Origin of the sequence: Undibacterium sp. SXout7W (assembly GCF_049339385.1) — a bacterium.
Taxonomy (GTDB): domain Bacteria; phylum Pseudomonadota; class Gammaproteobacteria; order Burkholderiales; family Burkholderiaceae_D; genus Undibacterium.
Genome location: NZ_JBMPPF010000003.1, coordinates 215,320 through 233,111 on the forward strand (window position 1 = coordinate 215,320; position 17,792 = coordinate 233,111).

Annotated in this window: 13 protein-coding genes; 5 read left to right on the top strand and 8 right to left on the bottom strand. The window is 50.1% G+C overall.

Translation table 11 applies throughout. The features are described from left to right. Positions 1 to 43 precede the first annotated feature (43 nt). The 5 genes from ACO0LB_RS04925 to ACO0LB_RS04945 form a co-directional block, all read right to left on the bottom strand. The gene (locus tag ACO0LB_RS04925) at positions 44 to 2,905 is read right to left on the bottom strand and encodes a ribonucleoside-diphosphate reductase subunit alpha (protein WP_423047200.1); all 2,862 of its coding nucleotides are present in this window, start codon (positions 2,903 to 2,905) and stop codon (positions 44 to 46) included. A 582-nt stretch (positions 2,906 to 3,487) separates the two neighbouring features. Beyond that, positions 3,488 to 4,939 (bottom strand): sigma-54-dependent transcriptional regulator, encoded by a 1,452-nt coding sequence (locus ACO0LB_RS04930; protein WP_423047070.1) that lies wholly within the window; start codon positions 4,937 to 4,939, stop codon positions 3,488 to 3,490. Then, a complete protein-coding gene (locus ACO0LB_RS04935) occupies positions 4,936 to 6,744 on the bottom strand; it encodes a sensor histidine kinase (RefSeq protein ID WP_423047071.1) in 1,809 nt (602 codons plus the stop codon). The genes ACO0LB_RS04930 and ACO0LB_RS04935 overlap by 4 nt, the downstream gene beginning before the upstream one ends. Next, complete coding sequence (locus tag ACO0LB_RS04940; RefSeq protein ID WP_423047073.1) at positions 6,741 to 6,995, bottom strand: PP0621 family protein; 255 nt, start codon at positions 6,993 to 6,995, stop codon at positions 6,741 to 6,743. Before ACO0LB_RS04940 ends, ACO0LB_RS04935 begins: the two co-directional genes overlap by 4 nt. Then, on the bottom strand, positions 6,992 to 7,801 hold the full coding sequence (locus tag ACO0LB_RS04945; protein ID WP_423047075.1) for a cytochrome C assembly family protein: 810 nt from the start codon (positions 7,799 to 7,801) through the stop codon (positions 6,992 to 6,994). Before ACO0LB_RS04945 ends, ACO0LB_RS04940 begins: the two co-directional genes overlap by 4 nt. A 313-nt stretch (positions 7,802 to 8,114) precedes the next feature. Between ACO0LB_RS04945 and ACO0LB_RS04950 the strand changes: the two genes are divergently transcribed. The 5 genes from ACO0LB_RS04950 (at position 8,115) to ACO0LB_RS04970 (ending at position 15,087) form a co-directional block, all read left to right on the top strand. Next, positions 8,115 to 10,277, top strand: coding sequence for a S46 family peptidase (locus ACO0LB_RS04950; RefSeq protein ID WP_423047077.1), 2,163 nt, complete (start codon positions 8,115 to 8,117; stop codon positions 10,275 to 10,277). 201 nt (positions 10,278 to 10,478) lie between these two features. Further along, positions 10,479 to 11,969, top strand: coding sequence for a pyridoxal phosphate-dependent decarboxylase family protein (locus tag ACO0LB_RS04955; protein WP_423047079.1), 1,491 nt, complete (start codon positions 10,479 to 10,481; stop codon positions 11,967 to 11,969). A gap of 17 nt (positions 11,970 to 11,986) precedes the next feature. Continuing rightward, a complete protein-coding gene (locus ACO0LB_RS04960; protein WP_423047081.1) occupies positions 11,987 to 13,246 on the top strand; it encodes an ATP-grasp domain-containing protein in 1,260 nt (419 codons plus the stop codon). Next, a complete protein-coding gene (locus tag ACO0LB_RS04965) occupies positions 13,197 to 14,846 on the top strand; it encodes a hypothetical protein (protein WP_423047083.1) in 1,650 nt (549 codons plus the stop codon). The genes ACO0LB_RS04960 and ACO0LB_RS04965 overlap by 50 nt, the downstream gene beginning before the upstream one ends. Before the next feature lie 22 nt (positions 14,847 to 14,868). After that, the gene (locus tag ACO0LB_RS04970) at positions 14,869 to 15,087 is read left to right on the top strand and encodes a hypothetical protein (protein WP_423047085.1); all 219 of its coding nucleotides are present in this window, start codon (positions 14,869 to 14,871) and stop codon (positions 15,085 to 15,087) included. Positions 15,088 to 15,178: 91 nt separating this feature from the next. Here ACO0LB_RS04970 and ACO0LB_RS04975 read toward each other — a convergent pair whose 3' ends face one another. The 3 genes from ACO0LB_RS04975 to ACO0LB_RS04985 all read right to left on the bottom strand — a co-directional run bounded on the left by ACO0LB_RS04975 (position 15,179) and on the right by ACO0LB_RS04985 (position 17,582). Next, positions 15,179 to 15,616 carry a flagellar protein FlaG gene (locus ACO0LB_RS04975; RefSeq protein ID WP_423047087.1) on the bottom strand — a complete coding sequence of 146 codons (438 nt, stop codon included), beginning with the start codon at positions 15,614 to 15,616 and terminating at the stop codon, positions 15,179 to 15,181. 348 nt (positions 15,617 to 15,964) lie between these two features. Further along, the gene (locus ACO0LB_RS04980) at positions 15,965 to 16,762 is read right to left on the bottom strand and encodes an ABC transporter ATP-binding protein (RefSeq protein ID WP_423047089.1); all 798 of its coding nucleotides are present in this window, start codon (positions 16,760 to 16,762) and stop codon (positions 15,965 to 15,967) included. A gap of 1 nt (position 16,763) precedes the next feature. Continuing rightward, a complete protein-coding gene (locus ACO0LB_RS04985; protein ID WP_423047091.1) occupies positions 16,764 to 17,582 on the bottom strand; it encodes an ABC transporter permease in 819 nt (272 codons plus the stop codon). Positions 17,583 to 17,792: the final 210 nt, after the last annotated feature.

The following is a 17,792-nucleotide window of genomic DNA, read 5'->3' on the forward strand; positions in this document are numbered from 1 at the left end:
TCAGACGATATCTGGCGAACGCTTATCAACTTTTACTAAGCGCTTACTGGCAAGCCTCACACTCTTCAAAGCCTGCATCACCAGGACGCAAATAACATGCTGCGCCCTCTGCTTCTGGAGCAACCTGGCTTGCCGCGACAGCGGCGGCATTGAAACTGCTACCGCCGTCAACTGCAACAGCATTCAAAGCACCTGTTTTGGATGTTGATTTTTCTGTATGGGTAGCACCAATCGTGCGCAGGTAATACGTCGTTTTCAAACCACGCAACCAAGCCAGTTTGTAGGTTTCGTCGAGCTTTTTACCTGATGCACCAGCCATGTAAATATTCAGGGATTGCGCCTGATCGATCCACTTCTGGCGACGGGATGCCGCCTCTACCAACCATGAAGGGCTGATTTCAAACGCGGTGGCATACAACTCACGCAGATCTTCAGGAATGCGATCAATCTTGGCCAGACTGCCATCAAAATACTTCAGATCAGAAATCATGACTTCATCCCACAAACCGCGCGCCTTCAGATCGCGCACCAGATGTTCATTGATCTCAGTAAATTCACCAGACAGGTTCGATTTCACATACAGGTTCTGATATGTCGGTTCGATACAGGCTGATACACCAATGATGTTGGAAATCGTCGCCGTCGGAGCAATCGCTACGCAGTTTGAGTTGCGCATACCGAATTGCTTGATACGATTACGCACGATACTCCAGTCCATTGTCTCGGAGAAATCTGCTTCCAGATAACCGCCGCGCTCTTCCGCCAACAGCTTCAGAGAGTCCTGCGGCAAAATACCACGATCCCATAACGAGCCTTGGTAAGAGCTGTAAGTGCCACGTTCTTCGGCCAGTTCGCTCGAAGCAAGGTAAGCGTAGTAGCAAACGGCTTCCATCGACGTGTCAGCAAACTGCACTGCCTCATTCGAGGCGTACGGTACGCGCATCATGTGCAAACAATCCTGGAAACCCATAATACCCATACCGACCGGACGATGGCGTAGATTCGACTGACGCGCTTTTTCTACAGCGTAGTAGTTAATATCAATGACGTTATCCAGCATCCGCATCGCGGTACGTATGGTTTTTTGCAGTTTCACATGATCCAGCTGACCATCTTTCATGTGCGCAGGCATGTTCACCGAACCCAGATTACATACCGCGATTTCGCTTTCATTTGTGTTCAGTGTAATTTCTGTACACAAATTAGAGGAGTGAACCACGCCAACATGCTGTTGTGGTGAACGGATATTGCACGGGTCTTTAAATGTAATCCATGGGTGGCCGGTTTCAAACAGCATCGATAACATCTTGCGCCACAGATCCAGCGCCGGTATTTTTTTAAACAAATCCAGTTCGCCTGAAGCGGCTTTCACTTCATAAGCCAGATAAGCCTGCTCAAATGCCTTGCCGAATTTATCATGCAGATCAGGCACGTCGGAAGGTGAGAACAGTGTCCAGTCACCTTTTTCCATCACGCGCTTCATAAACAGATCAGGAATCCAGTTTGCGGTGTTCATGTCATGCGTACGGCGACGGTCGTCACCCGTATTCTTACGCAAGTCGAGGAACTCTTCGATATCCATGTGCCAGGTTTCGAGGTAAGCGCAGACCGCGCCTTTACGCTTGCCGCCCTGGTTGACTGCCACAGCAGTGTCATTCACCACTTTCAGGAACGGCACCACCCCCTGGGATTTGCCGTTAGTTCCTTTAATGTGCGCACCCAGCGAACGTACAGGTGTCCAGTCATTTCCCAGACCGCCCGCATATTTCGCCAGCAAGGCATTTTCTTTCAATGCATCATAAATACCGCCCAGATCATCTGCCACAGTCGTCAGGTAGCAGGAAGACAGTTGCGAACGCAGCGTGCCGGAATTAAACAATGTTGGTGTCGAGCTCATAAAGTCAAAGCTGGACAGCAGGTTATAGAATTCAATCGCACGGGCATTACGATCTTTTTCTTCCAGCGCCAATCCCATGGCCACACGCATATAGAAAGCTTGCGGCATTTCAATACGGGTACCGCGTACATGCAGGAAGTACCGATCATATAATGTTTGCAAACCAATATAGCTGAACTGCAAATCACGGTCAGCTACCAACGATTTAGCCAGACGATCCAGATCAAATTCTGCTAATTTTGTATCCAATAATTCCGCTGCAATCCCTTTTTGAATAAATTCTGGAAAATACGTGATGTATGCCGCAGCGGCATCCTGCTGTGCCACTTCTTTGCCGAAGACTTCTTTACGGATTGTGTGCAGTAACAAGCGTGAAGTTACCTGACTATATGCGGGCTCTTTTTCCATCAGCGCACGTGCCGCCAGAATCGCAGACTTATGCAATTCCTCGACCGGTACGCCATCGTACAAATTTTTCAGTGTTTCGGTCAGAATCGCTTCCGCATCGGCCAGCTTATCCAGACCAACGCAGGCCGCAGTAATCAGAGCACGGACTTTCTCCACATCCAATAATGTACGAACACCATCAATCACCACATGGATCTGAGGCAGCAACGCCTGTGTCGCCTGTTGCGCTTCGCGTTGCAAACGGCGCTCTTCCTGATGTTTGGCGCGGTACAGTACGTAAGCACGGGCCACATCATGCTCACCGGAACGCATCAACGCCAGTTCAACCTGATCCTGTACATCTTCGATATGAAACGTACCACCGGCGGGCTGGCGGCGCATCAAAGCTGCAACCACGCTCGCTGTCAATTGCTCTACCAACTCACGCACGCGGGCTGAAGCAGCGCCTTGTCCGCCATTCACCGCCAGAAATGCTTTTGTCATTGCCACAGCGATTTTGCTTGGCTCAAAACCCACTACAGCACCATTACGACGAATGATGCGGTATTCGCTGTATATCGCCGCTGTCGTCATTGTCGGGTGAGTTGTCGGATTCAGCATGGAACCCGCGTCTGGATGATTGGAAAGTGGTGTGTCAATTGAAGAGTGCATTAAGCCTCCGGGTCAGTGATATCTTGATTCGCCATCCCGCCGCCACTATCCGAGGCGAAGATGACACATGGGTATTACGCAGCACCTGTCAGGAAACAGGCGCAATACAGCACAAACAGCGTATTTTTTTCGTATTTCTTTATTTACTTACTACTCAATTTGGAAAATTAATGCAAGACGCATAACGAAAGAAAACCACTACATATAGTGCAACAAAAAATATTTTGACTAATTCTAGTGCGACCAATAAGGGGATGCAACCTGTTTTTTTATTAAAAATTAACGTAACAGAGTTGACTTTTTCAAACCGCTAAAACGCGGAGCGATATTGAAAGTAAGTACTAACATTTTATGGTTTAAATATAAATATTTATTAACAATACTGACTAATATTGCAAGCAGAGGCTTTGATACTGGTCGATGACGCATCGTCACCCTCACGGGTCGGGGGCGCGATTCTGACACAATTAAGTCAGACGTGCATCATCGATGCAGAAAAAGAGAAGGAGAATCGAGGGATTTGTTCGGTTTCTATTCAGTTTCCTGAATTTTCAATTTTTGTATTTGATATCGTAATTGCCTGAAACTGACGCCAAGCAATTCTGCGGCCTGTGTCCGGTTGTAGCATGTCCTGACCAAGGCACGCCGGATCAGTTCACGCTCGACATTTTCAAGATATTCCGGCAAAGAAAATGGAAGTTCCGGAGCAGAAAAAATATTGCCAGGTAAGTCCTTAATGGCAAGATCAATCCCTGTATTGGCTGCTGGTGAAGGTGGCGGATCAACTGCCTCCACAAACCGACGTGCTCCACGCAAGGCCAGGTCTTGTACTTCGATGCAATCGTCGTTGGCAAAGGCAATCGCGCGTTCGAGAATGTTCTCCAGTTCTCGTACATTACCCGGAAAATCGTAGGCTAACAAAGCATTCAAGGCACTATGAGACACAGTGACATCGTTACCAGTGAGTTTTTTCAAGATGCCAGCAGACAACTCAGACACATCCTGCAAGCGCTCGCGCAGTGGTGGCAAATGTAATTCAATCACGTTTAAACGGTAATACAGATCCTGCCGGAATTTACCACTTTCCACGCAGGCAGCAAGGTTCTGATGTGTGGCGCTGATAATACGTACATCCACAGTTTCTTCAGCCGTTGCCCCCACTTTGCGAATGCGACGCTCTTGTATGGCCCGCAGTAATTTGACCTGCATTGCCAGAGGTAAATCTGCAACCTCATCGAGCATCAGCGTCCCACCATTCGCAGCCTGAAAAAAACCCTCGCGGTCATCGGCAGCACCTGTAAAAGCACCTTTTCGGTAACCAAAAAATTCTGCCTCCATCAACGTTTCCGGGATGGCACCGCAGTTGACGGCAATAAACGGCTTGCTCGCACGCGCACTACTGGTATGTATTTCACGCGCAGCAAGTTCTTTTCCGCAACCAGACTCACCAGTAATAATCACGGGTGCCATACTACGTGACAAGCGATGGATCTGCGAACGTACTTCTTGCATTCCGGCAGACTGACCGATCAGGGAAGATGCGCTGGTACGCATGGGCTGATCCTGCATTGGCGTTGTTGTGGCAATCGCCGCAACGGTATTGGCGTCCAGTGCAGAACGTACCAGTTTGCGTAGCTGGTCCAGTGCCACCGGTTTAGAAACATAGTCAAAAGCACCAGCTTTCAATGCAGTCACCGCATTTCCTGCACTGCCAAACGCGGTAATCACGGCGATCGGTGTCGTTTTATAGTGGACCCCGACTTCCTGTACCAGTTCTAAACCCGAACCATCGGGTAAGCGCATATCGGTCAGCACCAGTGAATAATTGTGTTTGAGGAGATACTTGCGTGCGGCATCCAGAGACGCCGCACTATCCACATCCAGGCCCATTTTAATCAAGGTGATTTCCAGCAATTCACGTAAATGCGCTTCATCATCTACCACCAGAATGCGTGGACAAGCTGCAGACTCATTCGTACTCATGTGCTGTACCCTGAAAAATTGATCACAAACCGGCCGCTGGCCTCACGTATGCCGGAATCACCTTCCTCGCTCCGGTATTCGTAGTCAAGCAAAGCTTGATTATTCAGACAAAGCTCGCGCGCCATGTACAACCCCAATCCGGTGCCCATTCTTGATGTGGTGTAAAACGGTTCGAACAAATGCGCCCTGACATCATAAGGAATACCGGGACCATCGTCCTGAATGTGTAACTCGTGCCTGCCGTTCGTTGTGATCAGCGATATTAATTTGATACTGGCAGGTTGGCCACTGGCATACCGTGTTGCATTCGATAATAAATTAAAAATAATTTCTCTTAAATGGTCAGGGTCAAAACTGACTTTAAAGTCCTGTTTTGCATCCAGCACAATCAATTCATGATCGAGCGATCTGGTTTCGATAAAATCCTGTACCACGCTTTGCACCTGCCCCATCAAAAAATAGGGTTCCACATCATTTTTCGCTTTGCGAGACAGCTTTAAAATGTCTTCGATCAACTGATTTAATCGCTGTACATTGTCATCAACGATTTTTAACAGTCGTCCGGACTGCGTCGGATTATTACCCAGACTTTCTACGTCCTCACTGAGCAAGGATGCTGCGTACGAAATAGAAGACAAGGGATTACGCACCTCATGCGCGATGCTGGCTGTCAGGCGTCCCATAGACGCGAGTTTCAATTGCTGTGCCTGATTTTCGATATCCGAGACATCCTGCATAAAAATAATGATATACGAGCTCTTTTGTTCACCAGTGTGGCCAATATCTGCCTCATTCACAAAGACAAACCGTAATTTCAGATGCGTCATAAAATGCGGGCGCTCTGCTCGGAGCGCACCCTCCCCCAACTCGACCTCAGAGGCGTCCGGATAACAAGGAATAGAAACAAAAGAAATGGCATCATCCATTTTTTCAATGGGTTCGTTTTTTTTCTGGATCGCATTCAGGGTCTCGTTGACAGGATGCAAGGATGCAACCTCCGCCAACCGGACACCCGCCATCTCCTTAGTGAGGCTTCTTCCAAGCATGCGTTCCGCAGCAGGATTAATTTCAAACAGACAACCTTCCTGATCCAGTACCACAATACCATCGCCCATATCTGCAATCACCAGCCGGTTGATTGCTTGCTGCATCAACAATTCGTCACCACGACGAGTTGCCAACTGCTCTTGCCGGATCAGATTTTTGGCGAGGCGATTCACTACATAAACAACAGCAAAAAAGGCAGCACCAAACAAACCCGATTGCGAAATAGAAGAAACATCACCGGTTTCCAGAATGTGGAAAACACTCTCTGACAGCAACACCAGCGTGACCAATGCCGTAACAAAAAATGCCAACAACAATGGCGCGAGGATCGCAGCACCAGCAAGCGGAAACAGATACAGAATGCCAAAACCGCTCTTGCCGCCTCCAGATGCCAGATACAACAAAGAAATGATGACGATATCAAACCAGACCTGGGTCATCAGTTGCAGCAGAAAACGCTGTTTATAGCGATATGCCAGGACAAAAAAACCAATACTCACCAGCACATAGGCCAGACAAATATCACCCGGCAACACCCCTTCCGCTATCCAGAGTTCCCGGGTGCTTTTTAAATTCAGTAACAGCAGTAAGGTGATCGCGACCAAAATCCGCGAAATATTCAGCGTCTGCAAAGAACGCCAGAATGAAGATCCCGGATGAGGTGCAAACGACAACGAGTCAGCGGCGATCTCCTGGGAAGAATGCAAAGCGCTGGCGGTAGGATGATCCACAGTGTCGGAAGGTGAGTGGGAGGTCAATGCAAATCGGCATGCGCCGTCGAGCAATAGACCTGTTGACCGCGATAAATTGCTTCGGAAGCCGGAAGATAAATCTGGCAATGGGCGCAGCACACCATAGTTTCGATGGTACCGGCCGACGCCGGACCTGGTCGTGGCACATCGGCACTATTATTCTGAGTGGTCTGCTGATGCAGATTGGATGGCTGACTCTTTTTTTTCAATGCAAGGATCACCAGTACGAGCAATCCCAGCCACATCAAGGCTCTCATGCGAGACTCCTGTGCAGTAATACTTCCAGAACAAAACGGCTACCGACGTAGGCCAGCAACAGCGTCATGAATCCCGACAAGGTAAAACTCAATACAGTTTTTCCACGCCAGCCACGCCAGTGGCGTCCCGCCAACAGCACTGCAAACAGTATCCAGGACAGCAAGGACAAAATAGTCTTGTGATCCCACTTGAAAGCGACACCCAGAATCTGCTCAGAAAAGACGACTCCGGACAGAACCGTCAAGGTCAGCAACACAAAACCAAATGAAATCAGACGAAACAGCACTTTCTCCATCGTCATCAGCGCGGGCAAACGGTCTATCGCCGCATGCATCCAACTTTGCTGCGGTTTGGCGCGGAGCTTATGCAAATGTGCATCCTGTATTGACATCACCACCGCATGAAAAGCTGCGATAGTCAGCGTACTATATGCCAATAACGCAATACCGACATGCCACGGAAACATCGTAGTCTTCCCTGCCAGTGTCGTAAGACTCCCGGGGAAAAATACCGGCAAGACAGTCATGACTGCGGCATGTGGCAACAGTAATAACTTTAATCCATCCAGAGAAAAATTGCGGTTTTCAATCAGATAGACCAACACCGATACCCATAAGGCCGATGACAGCATGACCGCAAAACCTACCCGGAGAGAGCCAGAAGGAAATGCCAGTAACCATAACGCCGCGCCGTGTAACAACCAGCCCAATACCGTCAGGCCGTAGTGCAGTTTACGCTGCGAAGGTGGGATCAAAATAGCGCTGAGATACAGTACAGCGGCTAACAATGGTAGATAAATATGCATACCGGAAGTTTACACTATGTAAGTAATTCTATTGTCAGATGTTTCATGATTGGCTTTTCATCGCCCAGATGATTTGTGAAATATCAAGCTGCATCGTTTTTTGCAGCCGCTCCAGCTCAACGCGGCATAATGTCATCACAAAGCGCTTCGCCAACAACGCCCACCGGGAACTTTTCAGACCGGCATCGCACTAACGTGCCTGATAACATCAGACTGCGCACCGATACCACCGGATATTGCCAGAATAACGTGCTTCACAAGATGCATGTACCTTGATTTTCCCATTTATTACTCAGAAATTACTCAAAAAAGAATGAAAAAAACACTGATGACGCTGGCGATTCTCACCCTGAGCCAGACCGTGTACGCGGACGAAGGCATGTGGATGCCGCAACAATTGCCACAAATAGCGCAGCAACTCAACGCCGCCGGACTCAAGCTTGATCCGGCGAATCTGACGCGACTGACGGAGTTTCCGATGGGCGCAATCGTCAGCCTGGGTGGATGCTCAGCATCCTTTGTCTCGCCACAAGGTCTGGTCGTAACGAACCATCATTGCGTCTACAACAGTGTTGCCCACAACTCCACGCCTGAGCGCAATCTGCTGGCCAATGGCTTTCTCGCACATACACTGGCAGAAGAATTACCGGCAGCACCCGGCTCCCGTGTTTTTGTCACCAGTGAAGTACGCCATGTCACCGCGCAGATTATTAACCCGGCAGTGGCAAGATTAACCGGAAAACAGCGCCTGGATGCGATCGAAAACAATTCCAAGACGACGGTAGCTGAATGTGAAAAAGAGGCTGGTTATCGCTGCAATGTCTATCCGTACTATGGCGGTCTTGAGTACTACCTGATCAAGCAACTGGAAATCCGTGATGTACGGCTGGTTCATGCCCCAGCCGAGGGCGTAGGTAAGTTCGGCGGCGATACCGACAACTGGATGTGGCCGCGTCATACCGGCGATTACGGTTTTTATCGTGCTTATGTCAGCAAAGACGGTAAAGCAGCAGATTACAGCAAGGATAATGTGCCTTACGTACCTAAGCATTATCTGAAACTGGCAAAAAATGGCCTGAAAGAAGGTGATTTCGTCATGGTACTTGGCTATCCAGGCAGAACTAACCGCCATCGTTTGCCGTCAGAAGTTGCCTATACGTTTGACTGGAACTACCCAGCCTTCGTCAAAGCCTCCGGTGAAAGCTTGTCGATCATCGCCAAAGAAACCAAAGACAATCCGGATACACGTCTCAAATATGCAGGTCAGGTCGCAGGCATCAACAATTACTACAAAAACCGCCAGGGTATGCTCGACAGCTATGCAGAAAGTGATTTCCTTGCTCGTAAAACTGCCGAACATGACGCATTAAAACACTGGGTCCACGCTGATCCGGCCCGTACCCGGGAATTCGGTGCTGACATTCGCCAGATAGAACAATTGATTGCCAGCCGCGATGCTCAGGCAAAGCGAGATTTTTATCTGGATCGCGCCACACCGCGCTTTTTAAACACGGCACGCAACCTGTATCGCCTTGCCATCGAAAGCACCAAACCAGATACGGAACGTAAAGCAGGTTATCAGGTACGGGATTTGCCGCGCTTCAAAGCCAGTGTGGATGCAATCGACCGTAATTACGATGAAAAAGTGGATCAGGCGCTGGTACTGCATTTTCTTGCACAATACAATGCACAGCCTGCGGCAGAGCACTATACAGAATTTGATCGCGTTCTCGGTTTGACAGCGGGTATGTCTGAAAGCGAACTCCGTGCGTTGATCAGCAAACTCTATGCAGGCAGTCAGTTGAATGACAAAGCGCAGCGAGCTGTCTGGCTGAGCCGCACGCCAGCAGAATTCCAGGCCAGCCATGATCGCTTCATTCAGGCGGCGGTCGCACTCTATGACAGCGGGCGACAACGCGAGGCGCAGGAAGAAGAACTGAGCGGAAAAATCCAGCAAAGTTACGCTAACTACATGAAAGCAAAAATCGCCTTCATGCAGAGCAAAGGTCAAGCCGTATACCCGGATGCCAACAGCACTTTGCGTGTGACTTTTGGCAAAGTCGCCGGACGTGATCACGGTACAGCAGATGGACTTGCATGGTCAGCATTCACGACCGTCAATGGCATTCCGCCCAAAGCGACGGGCACCGGTGAGTTCAATGCTCCAGCAGCACAATTGGCCGCAATTAAAGCCAAAGACTTTGGCAAATATATCGACCCGACGCTCAAAGCAGTACCATTGGCGTTTCTGGCGACGCTGGATATCACCGGCGGCAATTCAGGATCAGCGGCGTTAAATGCCAAAGGCGAATTGATTGGATTAGCCTTTGACGGAACACTGGATTCCATTATTTCTGACTGGGACTTCAATAAAGCCAATACCCGCTCTATTCAAGTCGATTTGCGTTACATGCTATGGCAAATGAAGCACGTTGATAAAGCCGATCGCCTGATCAAAGAAATGAGCGCTGAATAAGTCAGTAGCCAATATCTGATCAGCAATGAAAGCCACGCAGAACGCGTGGCTTTTTTCATATCATCAACACCAGCAATAACCAAGAACAACCGACCATATCGGCATCATCACAAGACACGACCAAGGCCATCCCACGGGAAAATTTGCTCAAGCGCTTTTCGAGGTGCGATAATCAACTATTGATATTCACTTGCCGCATCAATGAACAAGCTGCCCGAAGATACCCTGGACCCGGATGACTGGCCTGCATTCCGTCAGCAAAGTCATCGCATGCTCGATGACATGCTCGATTACATAGAGCACATTCGTGAGCGTCCGGTATGGCAAGCTGCTCCCGATGAAATTCGCACTCATTTCCACGCCCCATTGCCTCAGAAGGAAGGCAACCTGGCAGCTGCACACGCACAGTTTATGCATGACATTCTGCCGTATGCTGTGGGCAATGCGCATCCGGGCTTTATGGGCTGGGTGCATGGCGGCGGCACACCGGTTGGTATGGCTGCAGAGATACTCGCAGCAGGATTGAATGCCAATCTGGGTGGTCGCAACCAGATGCCCGTCGAAGTTGAACGACAGATCGTGCGCTGGATGCGTGAACTGTTTCAGTTTCCGGATACCGCCAGTGGTGTGTTTGTTACCGGTACATCCATGGCCAATCTGATGAGCGTACTGGTTGCCAGAACAACCGCCCTGGGACAGGCTGTCAGACAGACAGGCCTGCTGGCAAATGGTCATCACTGCGTTGCCTATACGTCTGCGGCAGCGCATGGATGCATTGCGCAGGCCATGGATTTGTCCGGACTGGGTATCGCCTCCCTGCGCCGGATTCCAACCAATGAACAGCACCAGATGGATCTTACTGCCCTGACAGCAGCCATCAAGGCTGATCGTGCGGCCGGATTACTTCCCTTCTTTATTGCAGGTACTGCCGGTACGGTCGATACCGGTGCAATTGATGATCTGGCGCAAATTGCCCGCATCGCCAACACCGAACGTATCTGGTTTCATGTCGATGGTGCTTATGGTGCTCTGGGCATGATGTCGCCGGAGATAGCGCCGTTACTGGAAGGCATACAACTCGCAGACTCCATCGCTTTCGATTTTCATAAATGGGGGCAAGTACAATATGACGCTGGCTTTTTGCTGGTACGCGATGCCAGTCTGCATATGGATGCCTTTGCAGCGCCGGCGACGTATCTGCGACGAGAAACCCGCGGGCTTGCTGGCGGTTCGCCGTGGCCCTGTGATTTTGGCCCCGATTTATCGCGTGGGTTCAGGGCGCTCAAAACCTGGTTCACGATCACCGTATTCGGTACCGAAAAGATGGGCAGAAGCATGGCGCACACCTGCTATCTGGCACGCTATCTGGCGACACAAGTCGCTGCACATTCAGAACTTGAATTACTCGCGCCGGTGACATTGAATATTGTCTGTTTTCGTTACCATCCAGACCGTACAGATCACCCAAACCATCAGATCACGGCGGAACAACTCGACGAACTCAATCGCGATATCGTCGCAGACCTGCATGAATCAGGTATTGCAGCACCATCGACCACCACCATACAGGGCAAAGCAGCGATACGCGCTGCCATCGTCAATCATCGTACGATGCAGCAGGATATCGATGCACTGATTGCCGCAGTCCTCCACCATGGCAATATTCGTGCGTCGATATCCCGCCGCATTTGACATTCACAGGAAAAATCATGTCCGAGATACTTGATACTGCCAGCGTGGCATTTTCACCGCTGATCGGCCTGGCGCCATTGATGCGTCGCGCATTTGCCAACGAAGACTTAAAGCCGCTGGGTGCCGTATTGCTCAAGCGCGCGCAGGAAAATCCAACCGATGCCAATGCCTATCTGGACTGTTCAACGGTCTTGCAACTGATCGGTCAGCGTGATGCAGCACTGGCCATGCAGGCACAAGCCATCGAGATGCAGGCACTGTATTCTTTACCAGCAAAAAAAGAAGGCGCTTCCGGACTGAAGCTGCTCGTTATCATGGGTCCTGGCGATCTGATGTCGAACACACCGATAGAGTTCTTAGTCGAAAACTCTGATGTATCACTGGAGTTTTTATATCTGACACTGGACTCTGCCTGGCCAGAATTAGTGCCTGATCACGACGTAATGCTGGTGGCAACGGCAGAATCTGACGCCAATCAAGCATTACTGGCGCAGATTGCCTTGCTGGTCGAACACTGGCCGCGTCCGGTCATTAATCTGCCCCAGCATATTGCGCAATTGTCACGTGATGGTGTCTGCGCTGCGCTGCAACAATGTCGTGGTATCGATATGCCAGTCACAGCCCGTGCTGACAGATACGCGCTGGAACAACTCGCCAGCCAACAAATCACTCTGGAAGCGCTGCTACCGGGTGACCAGTTTCCTATCATCGTTCGCCCGACAGGATCACACGCTGGTACCAACCTGGAGAAAATAGAAACACCTGAGGAATTGCATACTTATCTGCAACAGGTCGATGCGGATCGTTTTTATGTATCCCGTTTTGTCGATTACAGAAATGCTGATGGCCTCTTCCGTAAATATAGAATTGCCCTGATCGAAGGTCGGGCTTATCTTTGCCATTTTGCAGTGTCATCGCACTGGATGATTCATTATCTGAACGCGGGCATGAATGAAAGTGCAGTAAAACGCGCAGAAGAAGCTGATTGCATGGCGCATTTTGATGAGACCTTCGCCACCCGACACGCGGCCGCATTGCAAACCATCGATGAACGTATGCAGTTGCCTTATATCGGTATTGATTGCGCTGAAACACAGCACGGCGAGTTACTGATTTTTGAAATCGACAACGCCATGATCGTGCATGCGATGGATCCAATCGATATGTATCCGTACAAAAAACCGGCCATGCAAAAAGTGTTTGATGCCTTCCGCCAGTTGCTCGAACATGCGCGACAAACAACGGATGCATCATCAGTTACACAAGCTGGGGCCTGAGCGCATGCACGATGTGGACGACCATCTCATGACGACATTCACGTTGCCAGACACTGCCAGTTTGCTGATTGCCGGGGGAGATTCCAGAATCATCCCTGATCCGGTGACGGGCAAAAGTAAGTATGGTTGTCGCAATATCCCGGAACCACAGGTGCTGGCTTTCGGCTCATCGACCGCATCAACTATCTCCGAACGAGGCATGGTCGCAGCGACTGCGTTGCAGCAGCGCCTGACATCGGAATTGCAAGCAACACCCTCATCTGATGCAGAGGCTGTTTATCGCCAGCATGCGAGCAGACTGCGGAGTGAGATCGCCGCCAGTTGCGGTTTGTCTGCGTCAGACGAAGCAGAAGTGCTGATCGCGGCATCGGGTACCGATATTCATCTGATTCTGGCGCAATGGTTGCAAGTGCAGCGCACTATCATGATTGACAGCTGCGAAACCGGCAGCGGGCTGGCAGCGGCATTGCAGGGACGACATTTTAATCAGGAATCCACCTGCAACGGTCAGGCTCCGGCGCATGATCTGGTCAGCACGTGGCAGGCAGAACTTTGCCTGTTACCTGCCAGACAACTGAATGGCGATCTGGCAGATGCCGCGCAGACCAGCGCACGTTTGCGGCAACTGACCGACGATGCCGCCAATGCTGGAAAAAATGTCCTGCTGATTCTCACGGATGTCAGCAAAACCGGATTGATTTTCCCGGATATCAGCACTGTTCTGGCGTTGCAGCAACGCTGGCCCGGGCAAGTGCATGTGCTGGTGGATGCGTGTCAATTCCGTATCGCACCGTACACCATCCGCGCCTATCTGGCACAAGGTTTCATGCTGGCGCTGACTGGATCAAAATTTATGACGGGACCGACATTTTCAGGCGCCCTGCTCTTGCCGCAGGCTCTCGTCCGGCGCTATCAATTACAAGGTTTGCCAGAAGGAGTGCGCGCCTATTCCAATGCCGCTGACTGGCCGGAATCGCTACCGGCCGCGCAATCGCTGATGTCCGGTCATAACTTTGGTTTATTGCTGCGTTGGGAAGCCGCACTGGCAGAGTTGCGGGCATTTCAGCAAATCGATGAACCAGCAGCGATCCGTTTTATCCGGCAATTTGGTGACACCATTCGTCGGCGTCTCGCAGAAGATGCCCATTTTTCCCTGTTGCCAACCACGTCACTACGGCGCTCCGCACTACACACACACACGGGCTGGGACGAAGAACAAACGATTTTTTCCTTCGTGCTATATCAACCAGACCGCCCTGGCGTGGCAAGTACAACAGGCACACTGGATGCACCGAGTACGCCAGACTGCATGTATCAGCAAAAGCTACGCAAGCCGCTCAGCCGTCAGGACACACAACGGATATATCTGCAACTGCAACAGCCGTCCTCAGAACCTGCACGCCCCGGTATTGCACTCGGCCAGCCGGTATTGTGCGGGGAGCGCGATGGTGTTCCGGTCAGCGCGCTGCGGCTCTGTCTGAGTGCGCCGTTATTAGTGGCGGCACAACAACCAGAGCAGGCAAGCATGATTCTGAAGAATGTCATCGTCGCCATCGACAGAATGGTGGAACTCATTGAGGCGTTGGCATACAAAAACTGACGCAATATTGTCTGAGTAAAGCATGACGATGAAGGCGGTGCGGGATTACAGCGGTGCTGGTAAGGAACTTTGTCCCAGCTTGGACAACAAGGAGTCACAACCAAGCTGGGATGATGTTGTGTCAGTCGTGATTGGAAAAGCGGCTCATATGATACATAAGATGCATAAGATGCATAAGATGCATCAACTCATGGCGGCTAAAACAACATTGATCACTTGGATGGGTGTGGTACCTGGCTGATGAGATCTACCTGGTACGCTATGTCTGCACTGTTGCAAGATGATGACGCATGTACCGCAGACACGCTTATATCAGCGGATGAAAGTGAGCCTCAGGCTGATTCGCGGATCAGATTGCCATTGTTTTTACCGATGTATTTAGACAAGGCCAATGCTTCTTTGGATGGCAATTGCATCAGCACATCGTTCGTTTCTTTATCAACAATCTTTAATACCTGACGACCAGATCCCTCATCGACGCTGAATTCTAAACTGCCAAAATGTGGCTGGACAAATTCATTGAGCGCGGACAAAGATTGCTTCAGCAGCGCTGGATCGGTTTTATTGGCGGATTGATTTGCGGATTGATTGGCAGCTTTTTGAGTGGTATCTGCAGCAACCGCGCTGCCAGTACTATTGACAGCGGCAGAGGTGATGTTGCTGGCGGCGGAAGTTCCACCAGCAGCGGTCCCTGCCGAATACGATGACGCAGGAAAAGAGGAGGATGCACTCTTAGATGCTCCCGTTACTCCTAATTGATCGAAATCCATAATTCATTCCCCCCAAGACGCTGCTACGTACTTCTTCATAGTAGCAAGTAACTTCAAGGAGTGCCAGTTTGATACAAAATTCCTGTATAACTGGCATCGCAGTGTTTCAGATTCCTCCTATATACTCCCCCCTGTATATTTTTTAATGCCTTATTTTTCGTTCACAATCAGCCTGAAAATACACATACTCCCTTATTTTTAGTCATTTAATGGGAAAATAGCTGCATGGAAACATGTCGGATTTCTTCACACATTCCTGCTTAATCACCCATCCAACGTTATTTTAATGGCATTACCATCCTGCTTTATCAGCACCATCACAGCGACCATCAGATCAGATCAATCCGGCTAATCTACGGCGGCCATCTTCATTTCATCGTGATGATGACGTTGTTGTTCTTCCATCACCAATTGCCCCAATTCACGCTTTAGGGCATTGAATTCTGGCGCAGAAGGATCTCGCAGGCGCGGTAAATCAATCAGCAAATCCTTTTTGACCGTCCCCGGGCGATAAGTCATGACAATAATGCGGTCCGCCAGATAAATCGCTTCCTCAATGCTGTGGGTAACAAACAGGATCGTCTTCTTCAATTCTGACCAGATACGCAATAACTCATCTTGCAAATTACGACGTGTCAATGCATCAAGAGCGCCAAAAGGCTCATCCATCAGCATGATCGGAGAATCCAGCGCCAGCACACGGGCAATCGCAACGCGCTGCCGCATGCCACCCGACAAATCTTTGGGAAACCGTTGCCGGAAATCGGTCAACCCCAGCATATCGAGCAACTGCGCTACACGTCTTGCGATCTCGGCTGCTGGCATGCCTTTGATTTCGAGTCCAAAACCAATATTCTGCTCTACCGTCATCCACGGAAACAAAGCATATTCCTGAAACACCATGCCGCGATCCGGCCCTGGTTCATTGACAGGCAGACCATTGGCGATAATCGTGCCGGAAGTGGGCAAAGAAAATCCGGCAACAGCGTTCAGCAAAGTCGATTTACCGCAGCCGGACGGCCCCAGCAGGCAGACAAACTGCCCTTCTGGAATGGTCAGTTGAATATCACGCAGCGCGACGACTTCCTTGTCGGCCGTGCGAAACACTTTATTGACGCCCTGGATGCTGATGTGCGTTGTATTCATCTTAGTTCTCCAGCCCGCGATGCCAGCGCAAAAGATAGTTATTGAGTTTATTCATCGCCAGATCAATCGCCAGGCCGAGCATGCCGATACTGATCATGCCCGCGATGATTTTATCTGACCAAAAATATTCGCGTGCTTCCAGAATACGAAACCCAAGCCCGTTATTCACCGCAATCATTTCCGACACAATAACGACGATGAACGCAGTACCAATACCAATCCGTACACCCGACAAAATATACGGCACCGCTGCTGGCAACATCACCCGCAAAAACATCGTTGTCTGGCTTGCACCGAGATTACGAGCAGCGCGGATGTAGATACCATCGACATGGCGCACGCCGGCGATCGTATTCATCAATACTGGAAAGAATGCCCCGATCGAAATCAGAAAAATCGCGGGAGGATTTCCAAGGCCAAACCACAATATCGACAGCGGAATATAAGCAATCGGCGGAATCGGACGCAACACCTGCAGCAACGGATTCATCCAGGCATACACGCGCTGACTGGAGCCCATTGCCAGCCCCAGAGGCAATGCCAGACCTGCTCCCACAACAAATCCCACCAGCACCCGATACATACTTCCCATCGTATCGCGTATCAGTTCGCCGGAAAATATCCAGGCCATACGGCTCATGGTTGCGGGATCAAACGCTTCCAGTGGCGAGGCATATTCCAGCCACTTTTTCACTACCGCCCACGGCGACGGAAGAATCTGAGGATTCACCCAGCCAAGGCTGGTGACTGCTTGCCAGATGGTGATCAGAATCACCGGCACAATCAGGCCGGCACCAATTTCCCGCCATTGAATTTTCATGCATTATCCTTTTACAAGAAAAAAACGGAAGCTATTGCGTCATCCGCTACCGCTCTTTTTATCAGATCTCTGAGATGAGTGATGAGGTATTGAAACGAATCGCTTCCAACTCACCCGGGTCTATCCAAACTCATCTGAACTTATCTGAATTCATCTGAATTCCTCAGAAAAATTTCTGAGGAATCCGCACCAATCTGGATCAATTCAGCT